Genomic DNA, 23782 nt, shown 5'->3' on the forward strand with positions numbered 1-23782 from the left:
AGCCACCTCGGACCGAGTTTTGCCCTGCCACCACGATGGAGAACAAGCCGGTGCTTCTGGGCGCTGTTATTTCTCGAGAATTCCGGTCGGGGCTTTTCGAACTGAGAGCGTGAATTCCGCAATGGCCGATTGACGTGCCTCAACACCGGGAGAGTCGATTGCTCGGTTATTCTCTGATCCGGACACGACCCCTGAATGGGGGATAGTCGCACACCCGGGCGTCAGCCGAAGCGCCCACGGACCGGAGGAGCGCCTTCGTGGAGCCCATGCTCGAAACAGCACCCCTCTGGTTGGTACTCACCGCTGGTCTCATCGGCGCTGTTGTGGGGTGGTTCCTACCCCGAGTGGTCCTCCGCTACAGCCCCGTCACGGACGAGACTGCTTCTACGCCTTCTCGTCCACTGCTGGTGGTTGCGACGGCCGCGCTCTTCGTTCTCGTCGCTTCGTACTTCGGGCTGAGTTGGCAGCTACCGGCGTACTTTTTCTTTGCGGCGGTCGCTGTGGTTCTCACAGTGATCGACCTGCGCCACCACCTCTTGCCCAACGCTGTGGTCCTGCCGGCGCTGGGCATCGGCTTCGTGCTGCTGGCGCTCGCCGCCACAGGGGAGAGCACCTGGGGCGCACTGCTGCGTGCCGTGCTGGGCGCTCTAGTGCTCTTCGTCCTCTACCTCGTGCTGGCGCTCATCTCGCCGGCCGGACTCGGCATGGGCGACGTGAAGCTCGCCGCCGTGCTCGGGCTGTTCCTCGGGTTCCAGGGGTGGGGAGCCCTGTTCGTCGGGGCGGTGCTGGCGTCCGTGGTCGGCATGGTGGGGGGGCTCGCCGTGCTGGCATCCCGCCGCGGCGGCCTGCGCAGCGACGTCCCGTTCGGCCCGTCGATGCTCGCCGGCGCGCTGGTGGCCGTCGTCTGGGGAGAGCTGCTGGCGCGGGAGTACCTGCTCCCGGGCCTGTACTGACCCCGTTCGGGGGACAGGCGCGCCGAAGCTGGAGTAGATGTAGATCGATACACTCCACCACTAGGCATTACGTCCGTTTTTGACGTCCCCCAAAGTGTATGCATCTGAATGCTTGTGTCTTTGCTGGAGCAAAGTCTAATCTTCTTACAGGTCAGTAGCCCGGTACGGGGAGAAGCCGCAAGGTGAATACCGACAGAGCTGACGACCCTTTTCCATCACCCCCCCTTTCATCAAAGGATCCTGCCATGCTGCCTCTGCTCATCACCATCCAGAACGTCTTCTTCAACGCCACCGACCGCCTCAAGAAGGACGAGAAGGGTGCCACCGCCGTCGAATACGGTCTCATCGTCGGCGTTGTTGCAGTTGCGATTCTGGCCGCGCTCATGTTGCTTGACGGGCAGCTCGAGGGCCTGCTCGACACTGTCGTCGCTGACGTCGCGGCTGGCTGACCATTTCTACCCTGCGCCGTGGCACTCTTCGCTGGGTGCCACGGCGCACCTCATTGCAGGAGCCGGGAATAGGCATGTTTAAGTGGCGATCGGAGCGGGGAGCCGTGGCTGTTGAATTTGCGCTCATAGTGCCCCTCTTGCTCCTGATTCTGTTAGGGATCATAGAGTTCGGTCGGGCGTACAACGTCCAGATCAGCCTCACGCACTCGGCCCGGGAGACGGTGCGCAACATGGCCATCCACCAAGAGTGGGACGATGCGGTTTCGAAGGGAATCGCATCCGCTCCATCGATCGGTCTCGATGTTTCTCACTTCACCTTGTCCGCGAACAGCTGTACAACAGAACCCGACGCCGGGGTCACCATCCGCTACCCGTTTGAGACGCTCACCGGTATCGCCGGTGACATGGTGCTCGAAGGAAAGGCGACCATGCGATGCGGCGGTTGATCAACCACCTTCAAGTCGCCCGAGACGTTCACCGCATCGATGGCGAGCGCGGTGCCATCGCCGTCGTCACAGCGGTGTCACTGGTAATCCTCCTCGGTTTCGCAGCGATTGTCATCGACGTCGGCATGCTGTATCAGAAGCGCGCAGAATTGCAGTCCGGGGCGGACGCGTCTGCACTCGCCATTGCTCAAGACTGCGCGGTGGGACTCGCCGACTGCGACATGCCGGCTGACACTGCTCAAGCACTGGCGAACGCCAACACCAAAGGCGGTGCTGCAGCGGTCGTCGAGGCCGACGTAGATAAGATTGAGCAGAGCGTCGACGTGCGGCTCGCCACCGGCGACGAGACTAGCGTCGGTTCCTTATCCCTCTCCTTCGCCCGCTTTCTGGGGCGCGACTCCGCCACGGTCGGCGCCTCGTCGGGGGCGCAGTGGGGCGCGGTCAAGAAGGGACCGGCTCAGCTGTCCATCGCCTTCGCCCAGTGCGAGGTGGACGCGAAGTTCGACGACGGTCCTGTCGTGATCGGCATGCAGGACAACAAAAACTCACAGGCGTGCCCCTCCGGCACCAACGGCTCCGCGGGCGGCTTCGGGTGGTACAAGCTCCAGAAGAACGACAAGGACCCTGCCTGTGGAGCGACGGTCGCCGTCTCCGTCGTCGTGGCCGCGGACACCGGCGCCAATCTGCCGACCCTCTGCGAGAATGTTCTGCTCGACATCAAGAACAACTTGATCGACAACACGCTCTTGTTTCCGGTGTACAGCACTGTCACCGGCACGGGCGCAGGCGCGGAGTACACCATCTCGGCGTGGGTCGCCTTCGAAGTCTTGGGTTGGGACCTGCCGGGTACGCCCCCGCATAACTTTCCCGTGTGTGAGGCCAAGCCCACTGAATGCAACAAAGGCATTTACGGGCAGTTCGTCGAGTACGTGACACTCGGCGACTACGAGCTGTCCAAGCAACCGCCCTCCAACGGACTCGCCGTCGTCGAGCTCACCGACTGACACTTTCTCCTTCTCCACCACTCACCCCGTGAGGATGACTCTCTCGTGAAGATCCGTATCATCGCCGGCGCGGTGATGGCCCTCCTGGCCCTCGCCGGCCTGGCCATCATCAGCACCTACGTCGGCACCGCCGACGCTCGCGCCCTGGACGACCAAGAACCCCGTGAGGTCTACCTCGTCACCGCCCCCATCCTCGAGGGCACCCCCGTGGAGGAGTTCGGCGAGTCCGTCACGCTGCACACCGTGCCGGCCGCGATCGTGCCTGACGGCGCCGTCACCGAGCTCGCGAATCACTCCGGCTCGGTCGCCGGGGTGGACCTGCAGCCGGGCGAGCAACTCCTCGGCTCGCGACTCGTCGATCCTCAGGCTCTCGAAGAACCGGGCACCGTTCCGGTTCCGGACGGGCTCCAGGAGGTCACCATCCAGCTCGACGCACCCCGAGTGGTCGGGGGACAACTGGCCGCCGGGGACACGGTTGGCTTCTTCGTCTCCTTCGAGGGGGAGGAGGACCGGGAGTCGAAGACGGCGAAGGATCTGCACAAGGTCCTGGTCACCTCCGTGCAGGGCGCGCCGAGCTCGACCGCACCGGCCGAGACAGAGGGGTCGGAGACCTCCGGCAACGGGGCACCAGCCGTGCCCGAAGGATCCATGTTGGTCACCTTCGCCGTGAACGCCGACACTGCCGAGAAGATCGTCTACGCCTCCGAGTTCGGTCGCATCTGGCTCTCCCTGGAACCGGAGGAGGCCATGGAGAACGACAACGGCGCCACGAGGGGTGACTTCGAATGAGTCGTGTCCTGCTGTTCACAGGGGACCCCGAGTACGGCACACGATTCCGCCAGGCAGTCCACGGCCGGCTGCCCGGCGAGGTGCAGACCGTTCTCGACGACGCTCTGCCGGCCACTCCGGATCAGCTGCTGGGCCGTTCTGTAGGGGAGATGCCCACCGTGGTTGTGTTCGGGCCCGGCCTGGACCTCTATGCGTCTATGCGCCTGGCGGGCGTCTTCGACATCCAGCGCCCTGAGATTTCCCTGGTGCTCGTCGTGCCGTCCGACATGTCCCTCGCAGTGGCGGCGCTGCGTGCTGGGTTCCGTGATGTCCTAGACTTGGACGCCGCTCCCGACGGCATCCTTGGCATGCTCAGCCGCGTGTGCGACACCGCAGAGTCCCGCCGACGGGCCCTGCCACAGGGCGCCCTCTCCAGCGGGGGTGCCTACCTCATCCCGTCAGAGCGTCGGGACGACAGCCGCGTCATCATCGTCACCTCGCCCAAGGGAGGCGTCGGCAAGACCACCATTGCCACCAACTTGGCCGTCGGCCTGGGCGCCATCGCCCCGATGAACACGGTGATCGTGGACCTGGACGTCCAGTTCGGCGACGTGGCGACCGCGCTGCGCCTAGCCCCGGATCACTCTCTGACGGACGCGGTCACCGGCCCCGCCGTCGACGACGCCCTGGTCCTCAAGACGTTCCTGACCGTCCACCCTGCCTCGATCTACGCCCTCTGCACGCCAGCGAACCCGGCTGAGGGCGACTTGATCGGTGCCGCCCAGATCACTCACTTGCTCGAGCAGCTATCAGGGCAGTTTCAGTACGTCGTCGTCGACACCGCACCGGGAATGGGCGAGCACGCACTGGCTGCCCTCGAAGCAGCTACCGACGCCGTCTTCGTCACCGGTATGGACGTCCCCGGCGTGCGCGGACTGCGTAAGGAACTCGACCTGCTCGGCGAGCTGTCTCTCGTCCCCGAGAATGTCACGGTGGTGGTCAACGCTGCGGACCGCAATACCGGCTTGTCCGTGCAGGACGTGGAAGCCACGATCAAAACTCCGGTCGACTTGGTGATTCCGCGCTCTCGGATGGCGGCCTACGCCACCAATCGCGGGGAACCCCTGCTGCAGCACGCGCCGAAGGACAAGGCTGCCCGGCAGCTGCATGCCCTCGTGGCCTTGTTCGCCCCCGACCGCCTCATTGCCCGACGCGGCATTCACCGGAAGGCCCTGGCCCGACCATGAAACTCGCAGAACGTCTCGCCGCTGCCCGCGGCGAGACTCTTTCCCCGACAGCCGATCTTTCCGACGTCGTCGATTCCGTTCCGCGGCTTGTCGTCTCAGACCCCCTCGAAATGCCCGGGGAGGTGAGCTTCGAGGACGACGGAGTCTCGGGCGATGCGGCCGACACTTCTGGTCTCGACTCGCTTGTATTCGCCGCTTCGGAGCCGGCGGTACCGGCAGAGTCCGCGCCGCGCACGCATGTGGGAAAGCTCGACGCTCTCGCTGGGCTCAAGCAGCGCGTGAAGCAAGAGCTGCTGGACCGCATCGGCTCGCGCCAGTCCGACTCCAGCCTCTCCGACACGCAGATCAAGGACTTCGCCACCAAGGAGCTCACCCGCATCGTCGCCGAGGAGAAGGTGCCGATGTCCTCCGAGGAGCGGATCCGGCTGATCCGCTCCGTCAGCGACGATGTGCTCGGCTACGGACCGCTCCAGGTCCTGCTGGACGACGACACCGTCACCGAGATCATGGTCAACGGCCCCGACCAGATTTTCGTGGAGCAGAAGGGCAAGGTCACACTCGCGGACGCGACTTTCGGCTCCGAGCAGGACCTGCGCCACGTCATCGAGAAGATCGTCACCCAGGTGGGCCGGCGCATCGACGAATCGTCGCCTCTGGTCGACGCACGCCTCCCAGACGGCTCGCGCGTCAATGCGGTCATTCCCCCGTTGGCGGTCAAAGGCTCCTCGCTGACCATCCGGAAGTTCGCCAAGGACCCGCTCACCATCGAGGACCTCATCCGCTTCGGCTCCGTGTCCCCGCAGATGGCTGACCTGCTGCGGGCCTGCGTCGAGGCGCACCTCAACATCCTGGTCGCGGGCGGCACCGGCACGGGCAAGACCACGATGCTCAACGTCGTCTCCTCCTTCATTCCGCACGGGGAGCGCATTGTGACGATTGAAGACGCTGTGGAACTCCAGTTGCAGCAGGAGCACGTCGTCCAGCTCGAGTCTCGCCCCGCCAACATCGAGGGCAAGGGCGAAATCTCCATCCGGGACCTGCTGAAGAATTCCCTCCGCATGCGACCCGACCGCATCGTGGTGGGGGAGTGCCGGGGTGGCGAGGCGCTGGACATGCTCCAGGCCATGAACACCGGTCACGACGGATCTCTGTCCACCATCCACGCCAACTCTCCGCGCGATACCATCTCGCGCCTGGAGACTCTGGTCATGATGGCCGGCATGGACCTGCCGCAACGGGCGATCCGTGAGCAGATCGCCTCGGCTATTCATGTGGTCGTACAACTTTCACGCCTCAGGGACGGCACACGCCGCGTAACTCACATCACGGAGATCCAGGGCATGGAGGGTGAGACCGTGACCCTCCAGGACGCCTTCCTCTTCGACTGGGACGCCGGGGTAGATCCCAGGACCGGACGGTTCCGGGGCACGACCCGGTCCACGGGAGTGCGGCCGCGGTTCGTGGACAAGTTCGAGGACTACGGCATCAAGCTCCACCCCTCGGTCTTCGACCCGGGGCGGCGATGATGTCCTCTCTGCTGCTTGGTGTCGGTCTTCTTGTACTGGCTGGTTTCCTGGGATTGTTCATCGTCTTTCGGTCCCGCACGCCCCGCCTGCCGATGGACCGGCGACGGCTCCCGCGCACGACACAGGAGCAGGGCCCGTCTCAGTTGTCACGCCTCAGCGGCGTTACCACCGAAGCGATCAGCGAGTTCCTGGAGCAACGCGGATGGACTCGGCGCGTTGCTGCAGCGCTTGAGGATGCCGGGATTAAGTCCTCTCCAGCGGACTTCCTCGTGCTTGTAGCTGCGGGTGCCGTTGTGGCTGCGGCGGTGGGCGCCATTGTCGGTGGGAAATTTTTAGGAGTGATTTTCTTCCTTGCCGCACCCTTGGTGGTCAAGGTCGCCGTCGGTATCCTCACGACCCGACGCAAACGGATTTTCGCAGACCAACTGGACAACACCCTCCAGCTCTTTGCCGGGTCCTTGCGAGCCGGACACTCGCTTCTGCGGGCCATAGACGCGGTGGCGAAGGAGTCTCAGGCTCCAACTTCCGAGGAGCTTACTCGGGTGGTGAACGAAACCCGTCTGGGAATGGATCTCGATGAATCCCTCCATCAAGCCGCCAATAGGATGGAGTCTGAGGACTTTTCCTGGGTTGCCCAGGCTATTGGCATCCACCGCGAGGTCGGTGGGGATCTCGCCGAGGTGTTGGACCGTGTCGCCGAAACTATCCGCCAACGAAATCAAATTAAGAGACAGGTTCGGACGCTCTCGGCTGAGGGGAAAATGTCGGCATACATCCTTATGGCAATTCCATTATTAATTGCTAGCGTACTGGCCTTAATCGCGCCTGAATATATTTCTCAGTTTACTAGCAGCGGCATGCTCGGCTACGCCATGATCGGCGTAGCGCTGGTTATGTTTGCCGTCGGAGGATTTTGGATGTCCCAGGTCATTAAAATCCGCTTCTGATGTTCTTCCACTTGTCCAGCTTGACCCTTAAAGGACGATTTCCATGCAACTGACGACCCTGCTCTTTGGTCTCTTTAGCCTGGCTGCAGCCGCGGCCCTGGCCATTTGGCTCGCTGTCGGCGTGCACTGGGGCGGGGATCGGCTCGTTCGCCGGAATTTGGGAATCGGCTTTGGCCCAACTGAGGCGGAGTCCAACCATAATGTTCCGAATTTTGATTGGGCTCACCGATTCACCACCGGGAACGGTCGCGACCGGCTTGAGGGCCTGTACTCGAAGGCGGGCCGACCCGCAAAGTGGCCAGTTGCCCGGCTCCTGGCATGTAAAATCTACACGCTGTCCGGGGCGGTGCTCTTCGGGTTCCTATTCCTGATGCTGACGAGCGGCAACGGCATGATGGTCGTCATCACGGCCGTTACGCTACCAATCTCGTACTTTCTTCCAGAGCTGCTGCTGTACTCACGTGGCATCGAACGACAGAATGCGATCGGCCTGGAGCTGGCCGATACCCTAGATCAGATGATGATCGCGGTCGAGGCTGGCCTGGGGTTTGAGTCGGCCATGGCCCGGGTCGGATACAACGGCAAGGGCCCACTCGCGGAGGAACTCGTGCGCACGCTGCAGGAGATGCGGGTGGGCATTCCTCGTCGCGACGCCTACCTTGCCCTTGAGCAACGCACGGATGTGCCTGACCTACGGCAGTTTACTCGCGCCGTCATCCAGGCTGACGCCTACGGCATCTCGATTGCTTCCGTGCTGCGCACTCAGGCTGACGAGATGCGCATCAAACGCCGTCAGCGGGCGGAAGAGGCAGCGCAAAAAATTCCGACAAAAATCGTCATTCCTCTCATGTTGTTCATTTTGCCGGTGCTTTTTCTCACCGTTTTGGGGCCTGCTGTGCTCAATGTTCTTAAGATGTAGTTGGATTATGCTGAAGAAATGTGTGCAATTCTCGTCGACACTGGACGTCGGGCGCGCTGTGCTATCCGTCCTTCTAGCTATGGTGTCGCTCGCCGCCCTCGGCCTTCTATTCCTTTCCTGGATGACTGACACTGCGGTTGCCGGTTTCGGTGGGGAGATCCAGCACAGTCACCCTGCCTCGGTGAGCGCTCCTGGTCCAGTAAGCGTGTCTACGCTCCAGACGGACGACGCCCGGGCGGCCGGTGACCCAGGAGCGCACCGCGCGGTGCGGGGACCGGAGACCTGCGGGGACCTGTTCGCCCGGGCCCGTGTCTGCTCCCCGTCGATCGGTATCGACGCGGCGCTCGAATCCATGGGGACGGATGCGGCCGGGAACATGGCGGTGCCCACGCACGAGGACCGCTCGGCAATCGGCTGGTACTCGGCATCCGCCCCGATCGGCGGTGAGCGGGGCAATGCGGTGCTGGCCGGCCACGTGGACTATCCGTACAACACTCCCGCACTGGCCACGCTCTACACGGCGCAGCCCGGGCAGAGGCTCTGGATCTCCGACGGGACCGGGGGAGTGTTCTCCTACACCGTGACCACGGTGCGGGAGCCGACCCCTCGAGACGCCCCGCCGCGGGACATCTTCGAGCTGACCGGGGATCCAGGACTGTCCCTGGTTACCTGTTCGGGCGACTACGTCCAGCCGGACGGCGCGCCGTCCTGGTCTTACACGAACAACCTCATCGTCGACCTGGCCCTCGATCCTGAGACGGCCCCCGTCCCGTGACGCAGCCGGGCTGCCCGTCCCCTCTTGTGCACACAGCCGGCGTCGCACAGTGACTTCCCCGGACAGCACCCCCTCCATGCAATTACATTAGTAAAGATCGGTCGGCCGCCCACCGGCCTGCCGATCCCCACACGATCCCCAGGAGTTCCCATGCCCTCCCCCCTCCCCGCCCGCCGTGCGCAGCTCCTCGCGGTGGCGGCTCTTGCCAGCACCACCGCGGTGACCGGGACACTGGTCGCTGCGGCGCCGGCCGTCGCCGTGCCCGTGGCGATCGCGGAGTACCTCGTCGAGGTCCCGGAGGGGAGCCCAAACACCGGCGCGGAGTCGTTCTACACGCCGGTGGCGCTGACCAACACCGACATCGCCTACGGCATCCACGAGGACCAGCCCCTGGCCCCCGTCGGGGAGCTCGTGCTCGACGACGAGGGTTACGCAGTGGCCGAGCATTTGAACGACGCGGCGGCCGGGTGGGAGGACGTGGTGGGCGAGAAGGTCGGCGACAGCCCGGTCTACTGGGAGACGGAGAACGCCGCCCTGGCCGGCTACATCCTCTCGGTCTTCGGTCCCACCGACGATCCGGACGAGGCGCTGGCGGTGCAGTGGGCCGTGCGCTCTCTGTCGACCGCGGAGCTGCCGCAGCCGGCCGGCATCGAGCAGTCGCACCTGGACCGGGCCGAGTTCCACATCCAGGACGCGCGCAACAACGTCCCTGCCCTCGCCCCGCAGGACGGCTACCGGGTCTCCGTGTCCTTCGAGCCGGACGGTCGACCCGACACGCTGCTCGTCACGATGCCGGAGGCCTACTACGCCACGACCGTCACCCTGTCCGGGCCCGTCACCTTCGCCGACGGGACGACGACGCAGACCTTCACCGGCGGGGACCGGGACAAGTACCTCGAACTGGCCGTGCCCGCCGGGGTCACCGAGGGCGAGCTGACCGCCGACCTGACGGCGACCATGCCCTCGACGGATCTCACCGTCCTGGCCGACGACCAGTACCGCGACCTGCTCATCGCGGGTCAGGAGCGCACGGTCGACTGGAGCGCGAGCGCCGAGTTCGAGATCGCAGCCCCGACCGCGCCGGAGGAGGAGGTCCCCGACGAGGAGACCATGCACCCGGACGACGACGGCACCGGGGACGCGCCCGTCGATCAGGACACCCCCACCGGCAACGACACCGACGAGGACGGAATCGGCGGCCCCGGCAGCGATACAGGCTCCGGCAACGGCGCGACTGGACCGGATGCCGAGCCGGCGGTCCAAGATCGCGGTGCCCCTGTCCTCGAGATCGTGACCGACGCCGACGCCGACGCCGAGCAGAAGCTCACGGCAACCCTCGAGGCCTTCGTCCTATTCGACGAGCAGACCACCACCTCCACGGAGGTCGTCACGCAGACCACCATGACGGCCGGGGGAGCTGCGTACGCCGAGTCGGCCATGGCCAACACCGGGATGGGTGCAGCCTCTGCGGCCGGTGAGCGCAGCGCGATGACCTCGGTGATCCTCGTCGTGGTCGCCGTCGGCGCCGGCCTCGGCGGCTGGTTGCTGCGCCGACGCCCGACCGTCACCTCGGACCGGTCCGCCTGATGTTCACCTCCGTCCCAGTTCTCCGGGAGATCTCGATGAGCCGCACCACTCGCACCGTCGTCGTCGCGTCCCTCGCGCTCGCCGCCCTCACCGGCTGTGGCGGTGCCGCGGCCGAGGCGAAGGGTGCGCACACCTACGAACCGCTGCCGCCGCTCAGCACCGCGACGCCGACCACGAGCCCGGCGCCGCAGCCGACGTCCCCGGCGGCGCCCAAGTCCTCTCCCGCGCCGACAGCAGAGGCCTCCGCAAACCCTGCCGCCCCTGCCGGAGGGACGGCCCAGGTCGCCGCCCCGGTCGGCGGCACGGCAGGCACGAGCATTTCCGGGCAGGCACCCGCTGCCGGGTCGTCATCCGCCCTCGGGCAGGCACCTGCCGCTATTGCGGGTCCCGTGGGTGGTGGCATGCCGGTCCAGGCGACGGAGCGGACATCGACCAGCACCACGACGACCACCTCGACGACGGTCGAGGCCGGTCTCAAGCTCGTGGTCACCTGCGAGGGACTGTGCATGCTGGACGACCTCTCCACGCCGGAGCTGACGGGGCAGGACGGAGCGTTCTCCGAGGACCTCCTGCGGCAGGCACTCGAGGAGGAGCTGGGTAGGCAGGGCGGCGATCAGCAGCAGCTGACCGACGAGCTGCTCGAGCAGCTCATGCAGGGTCAGTGGGCTCTGGCCGAGCGGGATCTCGAGGGCGGGGACGAGAAGCTGATCTTCTCCTCGGCCCGGAGATAGGTCCGTTGCGGCCGGAGCGCGGTCAATCGGCTGGACGGTGCGGCCTGCGCCCGGCGTGTGCTGTGCCATGACGCAGAGGCCGACTCATTGGATACGTGTCCTTCGCCGTGCAGGGCTCGGCTCGAGAGGCTGTACATATCGCAGCCGCCGCCCTGGCGAGGTGTAGCGGGTCGTAGTCCGGACGTCGATCGCCGTAGGACGAGAAGACCCGTTGCTTCCCACCCCATACAAGGAGAGCCCCCGTGAGCGCTGTGCCCGGGTTTGATCCTACGGCTGCTGGTGCTCCAGCATCCGCTGCGGAGGATGCCGCGGAGGAGGCCCCGCAGAGATTTGAGGGCATCCTGTCCCTGGGACACCGCCCAGGGGAGGCGGCGCTGGAACCGCCACGGTGCCTTGGCGAACCGGTCGACGATGCCGTCCTCCTCCTGGGCCACCCCGACGTCGTCACCGCTCGTGGGAAGCTGGCTCACTGGACAGGGCAGGCGGGCGACATCGGGACGCGGCTACTGGGGCTCGACGACGCCGAGTACAACGGTCGGTGCCACCGGCCATTGCCGCTGGAGTGCACTCAGTGAACGCCTCACGACGGCGGAGGGTACAGCAGGTCGCAGTCCGTGCCCTGGCGCTGATCATTGTATTCGCAGTGGCCTACGCGGCGGCCGTGGCCTCCGGGATCGCGACGTCTCTGCCCCTCGACCCCGCGTACTCGCCGCTGTTGGTCGGCGTCGGGGCGGTTGCAGCGCTGACCTGTGCGTGGGCTTTTGAGGATGGACGGCGGCTGGACTCGGTCCCGAACCCGGTGCAGCTGTGGGCCGCCGTGTCCTTGGTGTCCGCGCTGGTGGTGACCGCCCTGGTGTCTGCACTGTGGGTCTTCCTCGCGGCGGCGATGGGCGGTTCGGTGGTGGCTGGGGAGCTGCCTTGGATCATCGCGGCCGCACTGGTGGCTGCCGTCCTGGCCGCCGTGGTGGGCACGGCGGTGGCCGTTGCGGTCGTGCGCGCCGCACGAATGCGAACCTCCAGGCGTCGCTGAGGCGACGAGCGGATTCCCGGACGGCTCCGCGCACATGGTGTCCATGACGGACGCCACCGGACGCGGCGCCGCTTGTGGGGGCGCCACCAAGCGAAGCCGCGTTCGACCACCCAGCGGTCCTGACCGAGTCGGAACCGTGAGCGAGCAGTTCGCGGGGCAACCGGTTCCAGCCGATGCCGGTCTCCAGGACGAACATGATGCCGGCCAGGGCGACCCGGTCATCAGCCGGCCTGCGCCCGGGGTAGCGGTACGGCCGAAGCGGGCGGGCAGTAGCGGCTCGACTCGTTCTCACCACGAGTCCGGTACGAGATCCCCCATCATGCTCACCAGGGTCGTCAGAGACCATGGCGGCATTCGGGAGCTACGACCAGCTTCTTCTGAAACTACCTCCTATGCGGGAATGGCCGCCCAGTGCACGGCGAAGCACGCGGTGGCGGCCATGGAGTAGAGCCACACGGAGGCCTCGCGGGTCCACGGAACCTTCTTGGTCACGGCGGAGCTGATGACCGCCGCGATGACCAGACCGATGCCTATCCACAGGGACCAGTCCGTGAACAGCTGGAGGACGGCGCCCAGTACGCCGGTGCCGGCGTGGTCGAGAACGCGACCGATGTCAAGATTGATGATGAGAACTCCCCCCGAAGCGAACGACTGTGTCCGGGCGCCCCCATGACGCCCGTGACGACAGGGGTGCGGCACCGACGGCGGGGAGCGGACGATCGGTCGATCCCGAGGCCGCCGGGCAGGCACGCCCTGACGCCTACGAGCATATTCCATGAATTTGCAAAGGCATCAAGGTGGGGCGTCGCTTCTTGCGGGGACAGTCGGCCGCATGCGGGATGCGGCCCGGGCATGCGAAAGGCCCCGAACCGACTGGTCCGGGGCCTTTCGCTGGTGGTCGGGATGACAGGATTTGAACCTGCGACCTCGTCGTCCCGAACGACGCGCGCTACCAAGCTGCGCCACATCCCGTGAAGCGTCCGGTCTCCGCCGGAAACAACTGCTCCATCATAGCCATCCGGCCGCGCGGGTGGGAAATCGGGCTCCGCGCGCCGTGTCGAAACGGATGGAAGTTCTTCTCCGGACCGTTGACCGGACGTCCGGCCCGTGTTTGCCTGAATGAACATTGCCGTCGGCCCGCTGGGACGTCCGCTCAGGGCAGGGGCGGTCCTGAGTTCCCGGGAGGCGTCGTGCGTCGACGAGCGTCCAGCAGAGGGCTCGCCGGGGCCGTGCCGGCGGTGGTCCTCTCGCTCACGGCCGGTGGCCCCGCCGCGGCGCTCCCGGCAGGGCCGGACGGTGCCGCCGCGACGGAGGAGATCGTCCGGGCCGTCACCGCCGAGCAGCTGGAGGGGCACCTGCGGGCGTTCCAGGAGGCCGCGGACGCTCACGGCGGCAACCGCGCCGCGGGCACCGCCGGCTACCGGGCGAGCGTCGATTACGTCGTGGAGCGACTGCAGGCCGCCGGCTACGACCCCCGGGTGCAGGTCTTCACGGTCCCCGACGAGCACCACGACGAGCACCACGACGAGCACCACGACGAGTATGACGACGAGGAGTACGGCGAGGGCACGGCCGCGGGCCCCCGTGTCACGTACAACGTCCTGGCGGACACGCCCACGGGCGACCCGGGCAGCACCGTGGTGGTCGGCGCGCACCTGGACAGCGTGCCGGAGGGGCCGGGCCTCAACGACAACGGCTCCGGCGCCGCGGGTGTCCTCGCGGCGGCCGAGGCTTTGGCCGGCACCGACACGCGGAACAGGGTGCGCTTCGCCTGGTGGGGCGCGGAGGAATTGAACCTCAACGGCGCCGACCACTACGTCTCCGACCTCCGGGCCAACGACCCCGGGGCGTTCGAGGACATCGCGATGTACCTGAACTTCGACATGATCGGCTCCCCGAACTACGGCCGCTTCGTCTACGACGGCGACACGTCCGGGGGTGGCTGGCACGACGATGCCGTCGAGGCCCCGGCCGGATCGGACGCCATCGAGGTGGCGTTCGAGGGCTACTTCGAGTCCGAGGCGGTGGCTTTCGACGAGGTGCCGATCGACGACGGCAGCGACCACCTCGTGTTCGCCGAGGCCGGGATCCCCGTGGGCGGGCTCTTCACCGGCGACACGGGTGAGAAGACGCGCCAGGAGGCCGCCCGGTACGGCGGGGAGGCCGGGGTGGCCTACGATCCCTGTTACCACGCCGCCTGCGACGACCTGGACAACGTCGATCGACAGGTCCTGGAGGAGATGAGCGACGCCATGGCCGCGGTCGTCCTCGGCTTCGCGTCGTCCACGCTCGACGACGGGACGCCCCTGGATCCTCCGGACGGGTGGCCACGCCGCGGAGTGCTCGAAGAGCTCGGGCCGGTCCTCACGGGCCTCGCCGTCGGGAGCGTGGTCGCCGCCGTGGCCGTCGCGGTCGCCGTCGGCGTGCGGCGCCGCGCCCGCGGACGCCGGTGAACCCAGCCTGCCGTAGTTGTGGGCCAAGTAGTGGACAAAAGTTGTTGACTGGTCGGTAACTCATTTGTGAGCATGTGCAAATCCGAGTCATCCCTCGATGACTGTGAACCGCGTCACGGCCGGGCTACCTCCCGGCCGCCGCTCACCTGGAGGTTCCATGCCCGTCCGCAAGCCCAGCCACTGGATCACCGCGGCCGCCCTGGCCGGCGCCCTGACCCTCACGGCGACCAGTGCCGTCGCGGCCCCCACCCGCGACAACAGCAACAACAACACCACCCACAAGATCACCCAGGCCGTCTCCGAGCAGAAGCTCACGGGGCACCTGAACGCCTTCCAGTCGATCGCGGAGGCCAACGACGGCAACCGCGCCTCCGGCACCTCCGGCTACCGGGCGAGCGTCGACTACGTGGTCGAGAAGCTGCGGGCCGCCGGCTACACCCCAGAGGTCCAGGAGTTCACGTTCCCGTTCTTCCAGGAGCGCTCTCCCGCCACGGTCAGCGCGGACGGCACCCAGCTCGCCGCCGCCGACGTCGCGGTGATGACCTACTCCGGCACGGGCACGGTCAGCGGCACGGTGCAGGCCGTCGACACCACCGGGGCCCGGGTGGGCAGCACCAGCGGCTGCGAGGCCGCGGACTTCGCGGACTTCGTGCCGGGCAACATTGCTCTGCTCCAGCGCGGCACGTGCTCCTTCGCGGTCAAGGCCGCCAACGCGGAGGCCGCCGGCGCGAGAGCCGTGCTGATCTTCAACACGGGTCTGCCGAACGCCGAGGGCGTCGTCGCCGGCACCCTGGGCTCCCCGGAGGCCACCACGCTGCCGGCGGTCGGGCTCAGCTACCAGGCCGGCGTGGACCTGCTGGACGTCGCGGAGGTCACGGTCGCCACGAACACCGTCTCGGCGACCCGCACCACCTACAACGTCCTCGCCGAGACCGGCACGGGCGACCCCGAGAACACGGTGATGGTCGGCGCGCACCTGGACGGCGTGCTCGAGGGCGCCGGCATCAGCGACAACGGCACCGGGTCGGCGGGCATCCTCGCCATCGCGGAGGCCATGGCCAAGACGAAGACCGAGAACAACGTGCGCTTCGCCTGGTGGGGTGCGGAGGAGCTCGGCCTGCTAGGCGCCGAGCACTACGTCACCGATCTGCAGGAGAACGACCCGGGCGCGCTCGAGGACATCGCGCTGTACCTGAACTTCGACATGATCGGCTCCCCGAACTACGGGCGCTTCGTCTACGACGGCAACGCCTCCACCTTCGACCCCGGCGACACCAACGTCCCCGAGGGCTCCGCCGCGATCGAGGCGGCGTTCCACGAGTACTTCGCCTCGGTGGGACTGGCTTCCGGCGACACCGAGTTCAGCGGTCGCAGCGACTACGGGCCCTTCATCGAGGCCGGCGTGCCCTCCGGCGGCCTGTTCACGGGCGCCGAGGGCGTGAAGACCCCGGAGCAGGCCGAGCTGTTCGGCGGCCGGGCCGGTGTCGCCTACGACGCCTGCTACCACTCCGCGTGCGACGACATCACGAACGTCAACCTCCAGGGCATGGAGGAGATGTCCGACGCCGCCGCGGCCGTCGTCCTGCGCTACGCGATGTCCACCCACGACGTCAACGGCGAGGGCGAGCCCTACAGGCAGAAGGGCAAGGGCGCCGTCGGCCACCCGAAGGGCAAGGACCGGGGCCACGGCCCGCACTCCGAGCACGGTCGTGGCCACGGGCACGGCCACGACAAGGCGGCCGCCTGACCGTCCTGACGCACCGGTGCTCCACGGCCCCGCCCCCGGCAGTTCGTGCCGGGGCGGGGCCGTTCTCTCTGCCACAATGCGCACGGTCGTTGTGCCGCCGCCCGGGAGCTGGGATTCTGTGCGTATCGCTCCATCAGCTCGATGAAGCCGCTGTCCAGGTCGAGCCCCCGATCGGCCCCTGCCCCGGGAGATCCCATGCGCCACCGCACCCATCACCACCGGACCGTGGCCGCCGCGGCGGCCTTCACATGGTCGAGCACCAGCGCCCAGAGCGACGACGACGTCCCCGCCGCCGCGGGGCCGACCGCACCGGGGTGGTCGCTGTGACCGCGGCGGCGGTCCCTCCCGCCAAGGTGCTGGAGCACCTCGAGGTGTTCCAGGCCATCGCGAACGCCAACAACGGCAACCGTGCCTCGGGCACGTCCGGCTACCGGGGCAGCGTGGACTACGTGGTCGGCAGGCTGCGCGCCGCCGGCTACGCCCCGCGGGTCCAGGACTTCACCTTCCCCTTCTTCCAGGAGGTCGCCCCGGCCACGGTCAGCGCGGGTGGCCGGCAGCTCGCCGCGGAGGACGTCGCGGTCATGACCTACTCCGGTTCGGGGACCGTGACCGCACCGGTGCAGGCCGTGGGAACCACCGGAGAACCGGCGGCGAGCACCAGCGGGTGCGAGGCCGAGGACTTCGCCGACTTCGTGGCCGGGAACATCGCGCTGCTCCAGCGGGGCACGTGCGCCTTCGGGGTGAAGGCCGCCAACGCGGCGGCCGCCGGGGCGTCCGCGGTGCTGATCTTCAACACCGGACTGCCGGGGTCGGAGGGCGTGGTCGCGGGCACCCTCGGCGAACCGGGGGCGACGACCATCCCCGTGGTCGGTCTCAGCTACGCCGCCGGCAAGGCGCTGCTGGGCGGGGGCGAGGTGACCGTCAGCACGCAGACCGTCTCCGAGAGCCGGGAGACCTTCAACGTCCTCGCCGAGACCCGCACGGGCACCCCGGAGCGCACGGTCATGGTGGGCGCCCACCTGGACAGCGTCCCGGAGGGCCCGGGAATCAACGACAACGCCTCCGGCTCCGCGGGGATCCTGGCCATCGCCGAGGCGCTCGCGGGCACCGAGACGGCCAACGCCCTGCGCTTCGCCTGGTGGGGCGCGGAGGAGTTCGGCCTGCTCGGCTCCCGCCACTACGTGGCGGACCTCAAGGCCAACGATGCCGCGGCGCTCGAGAACGTCGCCCTGTACCTGAACTTCGACATGATCGGCTCCCCGAACCACGGCCGCTTCGTCTACGACGGCGACGCCTCGGCCTTCGGCCCGGAGGACGGCTCGGTGCCCGCCCCTGCGGGGTCGGCCGCGATCGAGGCGGCCTTCCACGAGCACTTCGGCTCCGTGGGACTGGCCTCCGGCGAGACCGAGTTCAGCGGCCGCAGCGACTACGGGCCGTTCATCGCGGAGGGCATCGCCTCCGGCGGCCTCTTCACCGGCGCCGAGGGGATCAAGACCGTGGAACAGGCCGCGCTGTTCGGCGGACGGGCCGGCATCGGCTACGACTTCTGCTACCACGCGCGGTGCGACGACCTCAGCAACATCGACCTCCGGACGCTGGACGAGATGACCGACGCGGCCTCCGCCGTGGTCCTGCGCTTCGCCAACTCCACCCTGGACCTCGAGGAGGAGGGCCGGCGGCTGCGCACCGCAGTGGGGCCCATTCCCGCCGCCACGGTCGACCAGGGCCACGGCCCGAGCAACGCCGCCGACGAGAGGCAGTCGCAGTGAGGCCGGTGCGATGAGACCGGTGTCCTGAACCGGAGCCACGGACACGACGAGGCGGCCGCCCGCCGGTCCTGGCGCACACGTGCCGAACGGCCCCGCCCCGGCAGTTCCACGCCGGGGCGGGGCCGTTCACTTTCCCAAAATCTGTCGGGTTATTGTGCCTCTGACCTGGGGCTGGGATTCTGTGCACAGTGCTCCACCTGTTCGATGGAGCCGATGACGGACACGGTCGAGCCCCTGATCGGCCCCCGGCCCCGGGAGGACCCATGCCGCACCGCACACCCAGCCGTTGGACCGTGGCCGCCGCCCTGGCCGGCACCCTGGCGTTCTCGGTGCCGGGAGCCGTCGCGGCGCCGCCTGGGGAGAGCGACCGCGCCGGAGCGGCCGCCGGGACGGCCACGGCCGTTCCACCGGAGCAGGTGCTGGAGCACCTCGAGGTGTTCCAGGCCGTCGCCCACGCCAACAACGGCAACCGTGCCTCGGGCACGCCCGGCTACCGGGGCAGCGCTGACTACGTGGTCGGCAGACTGCGGGCCGCCGGCTACGCCCCGCGGGTCCAGGCGTTTCCGTTCCCCTTCTTCCAGGAGGTCGTCCCGACGACGGTGGCCGTGCCCGGACCGGGCGGTGTCCCGCGGACCCTGACCGCCGCGGAGGCGGCCGTGATGGTCTACTCCGGCTCCGGCACGGTAACCGCACCGGTGCAGGCCGTGGACACCACCGGTGCCCCGGCGGCGGGCACCAGCGGCTGCGAGGCCGAGGACTTCGCCGGATTCACGGCGGGCAGCGTGGCCCTGCTCCAGAGGGGCACGTGCACCTTCGGAGTGAAGGCCGCCAACGCGCAGGCCGCCGGGGCGTCCGCCGTGCTGATCTTCAACACGGGACTGCCCGGCGAGGAGGGCGTGGTCGCCGGCACGCTGGGGGAGCCCGGTGGCACGACCCTCCCCGTGGTCGGTCTCAGCCACGCGGCTGGGACCGCTCTGCTGGGCGGGGGCGCGGTGACCGTGACGGCGCAGACCGTCTCCGAGAACCGCCAGACCTACAACGTCCTCGCCGAGACGAGCACGGGCGACCCCGGGAACACGGTGATGGTCGGCGCCCACCTGGACAGCGTGCCCGAGGGCGCGGGGATCAACGACAACGGCTCGGGCTCCGCGGGGATCCTGGCCATCGCCGAGGCGCTCGCGGGCACGGAGACCGCCAACACCGTGCGCTTCGCCTGGTGGGGCGCGGAGGAGTTCGGCCTGCGCGGGTCCCGGCACTACGTCGCGGATCTGAAGGCGAACGATCCCGGGACGCTGGAGGACATCGCGCTGTACCTGAACTTCGACATGATCGGCTCCCCGAACTACGGGCGCTTCGTCTACGACGGCGACCACTCCGCGTTCCCGCCCGTACAAGGTCCCGACGGTCCCGTGACGGCCCCGGAAGGCTCCGCCGCGATCGAGGCGGCGTTCCACGAGCACTTCGGCTCCGTGGGACTGGCCTCCGGCGAGACGGAGTTCAACGGCCGCAGCGACTACGGGCCGTTCATCGCCGAGGGCATTCCCTCCGGCGGTCTCTTCACGGGCGCGGAGGGGATCAAGACCGCCGAGCAGGCAGCCCTGTTCGGCGGCCGGGCCGGGGTCGCCTACGACTTCTGCTACCACGGCGCGTGCGACGACCTCGCCAACGTCGACGTCCGGGGCCTGGCCGAGATGACCGACGCGGCGGCCGCCGTGGTCCGGCGCTTCGCGGCCTCCACCCAGGACCTCGACGGCGCGGGCGGACAGCAGGGAAGCCGGGAGCTCCCGCTCGGACCCGCCACCGTGGACCAGGGCAACGGCCCGGGCAACGCCGCCGAGGACGCACCGGACCAGTGACCGGAAGGATCCCGGAGCCGTCCGGCCGGAACCCCGCCACCCATTGCTCCCCCGGCCACCGGGTGGAAGGGTGAGGCCATGACTCCTCCCCGGACCCCCGACTCCTCCGCGCCGGCCAGGCGCGGCGTCCTCTTCGACGTCGACGGCACCCTCATCGACTCGAGCTACCTGCACACCGTCGCCTGGTGGCACGCCTTCAACCAGGCCGGCCACGACGTGCCCATGCACCGCATCCACCGGCTCATCGGCATGGGCTCGGAGCAGCTGATCGACGAGCTGCTGCCCGCGGACCGGGACAAGGACGAGGACGACGCCATCGGTGACGCCCACGGAGCCCTGTTCTCCGTGCACTGGCCGGGGCTCAAGCCCACCCGCGGCGCGGCGGAGCTGCTGCGCCGCTGCGCCGACGCCGGACTCGTGGTGGTGCTGGCGTCGTCGTCGAACGCCACCGAGGTGGCCGCCATGCGGGAGACCCTCGGCTCGGACGACCTGCTCACGGCGGTCACCACCGCCACGGACGCCGAGCACAGCAAGCCCGCCCCGGACATCTTCGCCGCGGCGCTGGAGGCCGGGAACCTGCGCCCCGGGGACGCGATCGTGGTGGGGGACGCCCGCTGGGACGTCGAGTCCGCGTGGAAGCTCGGCCTCGACGCCGTGTGCCTGACGAGCGGCGGGATCAGCGAGGCGGAGCTGCGCGAGGCCGGGGCCGTGGCCGTCTACGCGGACCCGCAGGCCCTGCTGGACGACTTCGAGAACAGCCCCCTGGGCCGGCTCGTCCCGGCGGGCTGAGCGCTCCCCGCCGGCGCCCGCGCGGACTACGCTGTGCACCACCGCGAACGGAAGGCCCCGCCATGACCACCGACGACAGACCCGTCCTCGTGTTCGACGTGAACGAGACCCTCTCGGACCTGGGACCCCTGCACCACGCCTTCGAGGAGGTGGGCGTGCCGGGGGAGCTGGCGGCCACGTGGTTCGCCTCCGTCCTGCGGGAGGGCTTCGCGCTGGCCGTGCACGGCGAGGCCCAGCCGTTCTCCGTGCTGGGGCAGGAGGTGGCGCGCGCGCTCTTCACCCTGCACCCGCCGACCGGGGGCGTGGAGCACGCCGTGGCCCACGTCCTGGAGGCCGTGCAGCAGCTGCCCGCCCACGCCGACGTCCCGGACGGGGTGCGGTCCCTGGCGGAGGCCGGGTTCCGGCTCACCGCCCTCACCAACGGCTCCGCGGCCACCGCCGAGGGCCTGCTGGAGCGCGCGGGCGTCCGGCAGCACTTCGAGCACGTCCGCTCCGTCGAGGAGGCCCCCTGCTGGAAGCCGGCGTCCGAGGCCTACACCTGGGCGAGCGGGGCGTGGGGCGTGCCTCTGGAGCAGATGCTCATGATCGCGGTGCACCCGTGGGACCTGCACGGCGCCGCCAGGGCGGGGATGCGCACGGCCTGGATCGACCGGTACGGCTCTCCCTATCCCCAGTATGCGCGCACCCCGGACATCAGGGTGTCCGGGGTGCGGGAGCTCGCCGCGCGGCTGAACGCCGGCGGCGCCGCTCTCACAGCCTGACGACCATCTTCCCGGTGTTGGCCCCGGCGAGCAGGTCGATGAACGCCTGCGGGGCGTCGTCGAGCCCCTCGCGCACGGTCTCGTCCCACTGGATCTCGCCGGCCGCCAGCCAGCCCGCCATCTTCTCGCGGAACTCCGGGCCCAGGTCCTGGTGACCGCTCACCAGGAAGCCCTGCAGGCTCAGCATCTTGCCGATGGCCAGCGCCAGGTTCCTCGGCGCCGCCGGCGGCTCGGTCGCGTTGTACTGCGAGATCGCTCCGCACAGGCACACGCGGCCGTGCGGGTTCAGCGCGGAGATCGCGGCCTCCAGGTGCTCGCCGCCCACGTTGTCGAAGTACACGTCGATGCCCTCGGGCGCCGCGCGCCGCAGCTGGGGGAGCACCGGGCCGTCGTGGTAGTCGAAGGCGGCGTCGAAGCCGAGCTCCAGCAGGCGGGCGACCTTCTCCGGGGAGCCGGCGCTGCCCACCACGCGCGCGGCGCCGCTGAGCTTCGCGATCTGGCCGACGAGCGAGCCCACGGCCCCGGCGGCGCCCGAGACGAACACCGTGTCCCCGGGCCGGAACCGTGCCGCCGCCATGAGGCCGGCGTACGCGGTGAGCCCCGGCATGCCGAGCACGCCCAGGTAGGCGGACTCCGGCGCGGCCCCGGGGTCCACCACGGTGGCGGAACCGGCGTCGACCACCGCGTGCTCGCGCCAGCCGGCGCCGTGCAGCACGGTGGTGCCCACCGGCAGCTCCGGCGCGGCGGAGGCGACGACCTCGCCCACGGCGGCGCCGTCGAGCGGGCGGTCCACCTGGAACGGCGGGACGTAGGACTTCACGTCGTTCATCCGGCCGCGCATGTACGGGTCCACGGACATCCAGCGGTTGGCGACCACGACCTGTCCGGGGCCGGCCCCGGGCAGCGCCGTCTCCTCGAGCCGGAAGTTCTCGGGCGAGGGGGTGCCCTGGGGACGGGAGGCGAGCACGATCTGACGGGTGCTGGTGGGCGGGGTCATCGGTTCTCCTGGGGGTGGAAGGTCTGCGCGGCGTGGAAGGGGGCGGGGGAGCAGGGGATCAGTCCTCGGCGACGGTCACGCGGACGTCGACGTTGCCGCGGGTGGCGTTCGAGTACGGGCACACCTGGTGGGCCTTGTCGGCCAGGGACTGGGCGGTGGCCTGGTCCAGGTCCGGAAGCACGACCTCCAGGTCCACCTCGAGGCCGAAGCCGCCCTGGCCGTTGTCGCCGATGCCCACGCGGGCCCCGACGCTGGAGTCGCCGAGCCTGACCTTCTCCTGCCGGGCCACCATCTGCAGGGCGGAGTGGAAGCAGGCGGCGTAGCCGGCGGCGAAGAGCTGCTCCGGGTTCGCGCCGTCGCCGGAGCCGCCCATCTCCTGCGGGACGGCCAGGCCGAGGTCGATCCGGCCGTCGGTGGTGCGGGTGCGGCCGTTGCGGCCGGCGCCGGTGGCGAGGGCCTCGGCGGTGTAGACGGTGTCCATGCTGGTCACTCCTGGGTGTCGGTGGTGGTGTTCGCCCCGGTCGGGTTCGGTCCGGTGCTGTTCGTGGTGCTGTTCGTGGCGTCGGCGGGCGCGCCGATCCTGCGGGCCAGTGTCCGCAGCGTCTGCATCTCGGCGGCGGTGAGCCCCGAGGCCTCCAGGACGCGCTGCTGCACGGCCGGGGCGCGCTCGCGCAGCCGGTCCCCGGCCGGCGTGAGGTGGACGGTGACCCGCCGCTCGTCGTCGTGGCCCCGGCGGCGCTCGAGGAGGCCGCCGGTCTCCATCCGTTTCAGCAGCGGGGAGAGGGTGCCGCTGTCCAGGCGCAGGCGGGCGCCGAGCGCCGAGACGGTCTGGCCGTCCTCCTCCCACAGCGCGAGCAGTGCGAGGTACTGCGGATAGGTCAGGCCGAGCTCCGCGAGCGGCTCGCGGTAGGCCGCGGTCGTGGCTCGCGAGGCGGCGTAGAGCGCGAAGCACAGCTGTGCGTCGAGCCGGAGATCTGCGTCCATGCCCCCAGGGTGGCACAGAGATCGGTTGCACACAACTCAGTTGT

At 68.8% G+C, this 23782-nt stretch carries 23 protein-coding genes, 1 tRNA gene and 1 pseudogene; 20 read left to right on the top strand and 5 right to left on the bottom strand.

Features of this window, described 5'->3' with window-relative positions; translation table 11 throughout:
- Window positions 1–407 precede the first annotated feature (407 nt).
- The 13 genes from ACFYE3_RS02205 (at window position 408) to ACFYE3_RS02265 (ending at window position 12382) form a co-directional block, all read left to right on the top strand.
- A complete protein-coding gene (locus ACFYE3_RS02205; RefSeq protein WP_387606010.1) occupies window positions 408–953 on the top strand; it encodes a prepilin peptidase in 546 nt (181 codons plus the stop codon).
- A 245-nt stretch (window positions 954–1198) separates the two neighbouring features.
- Window positions 1199–1402 carry a Flp family type IVb pilin gene (locus ACFYE3_RS02210; RefSeq protein WP_387605221.1) on the top strand — a complete coding sequence of 68 codons (204 nt, stop codon included), beginning with the start codon at window positions 1199–1201 and terminating at the stop codon, window positions 1400–1402.
- Between the two features lie 104 nt (window positions 1403–1506).
- Window positions 1507–1848 (top strand): TadE/TadG family type IV pilus assembly protein, encoded by a 342-nt coding sequence (locus tag ACFYE3_RS02215; RefSeq protein ID WP_387605220.1) that lies wholly within the window; start codon window positions 1507–1509, stop codon window positions 1846–1848.
- Entirely contained in the window at window positions 1836–2852 is a 1017-nt protein-coding gene (locus ACFYE3_RS02220) for a TadE/TadG family type IV pilus assembly protein (protein ID WP_387605218.1), read from the top strand. Before ACFYE3_RS02215 ends, ACFYE3_RS02220 begins: the two co-directional genes overlap by 13 nt.
- A 45-nt stretch (window positions 2853–2897) precedes the next feature.
- Window positions 2898–3641 (top strand): Flp pilus assembly protein CpaB, encoded by a 744-nt coding sequence (gene cpaB / locus ACFYE3_RS02225; RefSeq protein WP_387605216.1) that lies wholly within the window; start codon window positions 2898–2900, stop codon window positions 3639–3641.
- The gene (locus ACFYE3_RS02230) at window positions 3638–4867 is read left to right on the top strand and encodes an AAA family ATPase (protein WP_387605214.1); all 1230 of its coding nucleotides are present in this window, start codon (window positions 3638–3640) and stop codon (window positions 4865–4867) included. The genes cpaB and ACFYE3_RS02230 overlap by 4 nt, the downstream gene beginning before the upstream one ends.
- On the top strand, window positions 4864–6393 hold the full coding sequence (locus tag ACFYE3_RS02235; RefSeq protein ID WP_387605213.1) for a CpaF family protein: 1530 nt from the start codon (window positions 4864–4866) through the stop codon (window positions 6391–6393). Before ACFYE3_RS02230 ends, ACFYE3_RS02235 begins: the two co-directional genes overlap by 4 nt.
- The gene (locus tag ACFYE3_RS02240; protein ID WP_387605212.1) at window positions 6390–7340 is read left to right on the top strand and encodes a type II secretion system F family protein; all 951 of its coding nucleotides are present in this window, start codon (window positions 6390–6392) and stop codon (window positions 7338–7340) included. The genes ACFYE3_RS02235 and ACFYE3_RS02240 overlap by 4 nt, the downstream gene beginning before the upstream one ends.
- Before the next feature lie 49 nt (window positions 7341–7389).
- Window positions 7390–8259, top strand: a complete 870-nt coding sequence (locus tag ACFYE3_RS02245; RefSeq protein ID WP_387606008.1) for a type II secretion system F family protein — start codon at window positions 7390–7392, stop codon at window positions 8257–8259.
- 205 nt (window positions 8260–8464) lie between these two features.
- Window positions 8465–9034 carry a class F sortase gene (locus ACFYE3_RS02250; RefSeq protein ID WP_387605211.1) on the top strand — a complete coding sequence of 190 codons (570 nt, stop codon included), beginning with the start codon at window positions 8465–8467 and terminating at the stop codon, window positions 9032–9034.
- A 150-nt stretch (window positions 9035–9184) separates the two neighbouring features.
- Entirely contained in the window at window positions 9185–10621 is a 1437-nt protein-coding gene (locus ACFYE3_RS02255) for a hypothetical protein (RefSeq protein WP_387605210.1), read from the top strand.
- A 35-nt stretch (window positions 10622–10656) separates the two neighbouring features.
- Entirely contained in the window at window positions 10657–11352 is a 696-nt protein-coding gene (locus ACFYE3_RS02260) for a hypothetical protein (RefSeq protein ID WP_387605209.1), read from the top strand.
- Between the two features lie 571 nt (window positions 11353–11923).
- Window positions 11924–12382, top strand: a complete 459-nt coding sequence (locus ACFYE3_RS02265) for a hypothetical protein (RefSeq protein ID WP_387606032.1) — start codon at window positions 11924–11926, stop codon at window positions 12380–12382.
- A gap of 142 nt (window positions 12383–12524) precedes the next feature.
- On the opposite strand, the pseudogene ACFYE3_RS02270 reads toward ACFYE3_RS02265, so the two are convergent.
- Window positions 12525–12638, bottom strand: a pseudogene (locus tag ACFYE3_RS02270) (IS5/IS1182 family transposase); the annotation flags it as partial.
- Between the two features lie 639 nt (window positions 12639–13277).
- Window positions 13278–13354 (bottom strand) — tRNA-Pro (locus tag ACFYE3_RS02275).
- Between the two features lie 218 nt (window positions 13355–13572).
- Between ACFYE3_RS02275 and ACFYE3_RS02280 the strand changes: the two genes are divergently transcribed.
- From ACFYE3_RS02280 to ACFYE3_RS02310, 7 genes are all read left to right on the top strand, one after another.
- Window positions 13573–14835 carry a M28 family peptidase gene (locus tag ACFYE3_RS02280; RefSeq protein WP_387605208.1) on the top strand — a complete coding sequence of 421 codons (1263 nt, stop codon included), beginning with the start codon at window positions 13573–13575 and terminating at the stop codon, window positions 14833–14835.
- A 157-nt stretch (window positions 14836–14992) separates the two neighbouring features.
- Complete coding sequence (locus tag ACFYE3_RS02285) at window positions 14993–16582, top strand: M20/M25/M40 family metallo-hydrolase (RefSeq protein WP_387605207.1); 1590 nt, start codon at window positions 14993–14995, stop codon at window positions 16580–16582.
- A 195-nt stretch (window positions 16583–16777) separates the two neighbouring features.
- Complete coding sequence (locus tag ACFYE3_RS02290) at window positions 16778–16909, top strand: hypothetical protein (RefSeq protein WP_387605206.1); 132 nt, start codon at window positions 16778–16780, stop codon at window positions 16907–16909.
- Entirely contained in the window at window positions 16897–18351 is a 1455-nt protein-coding gene (locus ACFYE3_RS02295; protein WP_387605205.1) for a M28 family peptidase, read from the top strand. The genes ACFYE3_RS02290 and ACFYE3_RS02295 overlap by 13 nt, the downstream gene beginning before the upstream one ends.
- A 263-nt stretch (window positions 18352–18614) precedes the next feature.
- Entirely contained in the window at window positions 18615–20207 is a 1593-nt protein-coding gene (locus tag ACFYE3_RS02300) for a M28 family peptidase (RefSeq protein ID WP_387605204.1), read from the top strand.
- 78 nt (window positions 20208–20285) lie between these two features.
- Window positions 20286–20996 carry an HAD family hydrolase gene (locus ACFYE3_RS02305; RefSeq protein ID WP_387605202.1) on the top strand — a complete coding sequence of 237 codons (711 nt, stop codon included), beginning with the start codon at window positions 20286–20288 and terminating at the stop codon, window positions 20994–20996.
- A gap of 62 nt (window positions 20997–21058) precedes the next feature.
- Window positions 21059–21757, top strand: a complete 699-nt coding sequence (locus tag ACFYE3_RS02310; protein ID WP_387605200.1) for a haloacid dehalogenase type II — start codon at window positions 21059–21061, stop codon at window positions 21755–21757.
- Here ACFYE3_RS02310 and ACFYE3_RS02315 read toward each other — a convergent pair.
- The 3 genes from ACFYE3_RS02315 to ACFYE3_RS02325 are packed head-to-tail and all read right to left on the bottom strand — an operon-like array spanning window position 21747 to window position 23738.
- Window positions 21747–22754 carry an NADP-dependent oxidoreductase gene (locus ACFYE3_RS02315; protein ID WP_387605199.1) on the bottom strand — a complete coding sequence of 336 codons (1008 nt, stop codon included), beginning with the start codon at window positions 22752–22754 and terminating at the stop codon, window positions 21747–21749. The genes ACFYE3_RS02310 and ACFYE3_RS02315 overlap by 11 nt on opposite strands.
- A gap of 58 nt (window positions 22755–22812) precedes the next feature.
- Window positions 22813–23235, bottom strand: a complete 423-nt coding sequence (locus ACFYE3_RS02320; RefSeq protein WP_387605198.1) for an organic hydroperoxide resistance protein — start codon at window positions 23233–23235, stop codon at window positions 22813–22815.
- A gap of 5 nt (window positions 23236–23240) precedes the next feature.
- Window positions 23241–23738 (bottom strand): MarR family winged helix-turn-helix transcriptional regulator, encoded by a 498-nt coding sequence (locus ACFYE3_RS02325; protein ID WP_387605197.1) that lies wholly within the window; start codon window positions 23736–23738, stop codon window positions 23241–23243.
- Between the last annotated feature and the right edge of the window lie 44 nt (window positions 23739–23782).

Origin of the sequence: Kocuria arenosa (assembly GCF_042879215.1) — a bacterium.
GTDB lineage: Bacteria > Actinomycetota > Actinomycetes > Actinomycetales > Micrococcaceae > Kocuria > Kocuria arenosa.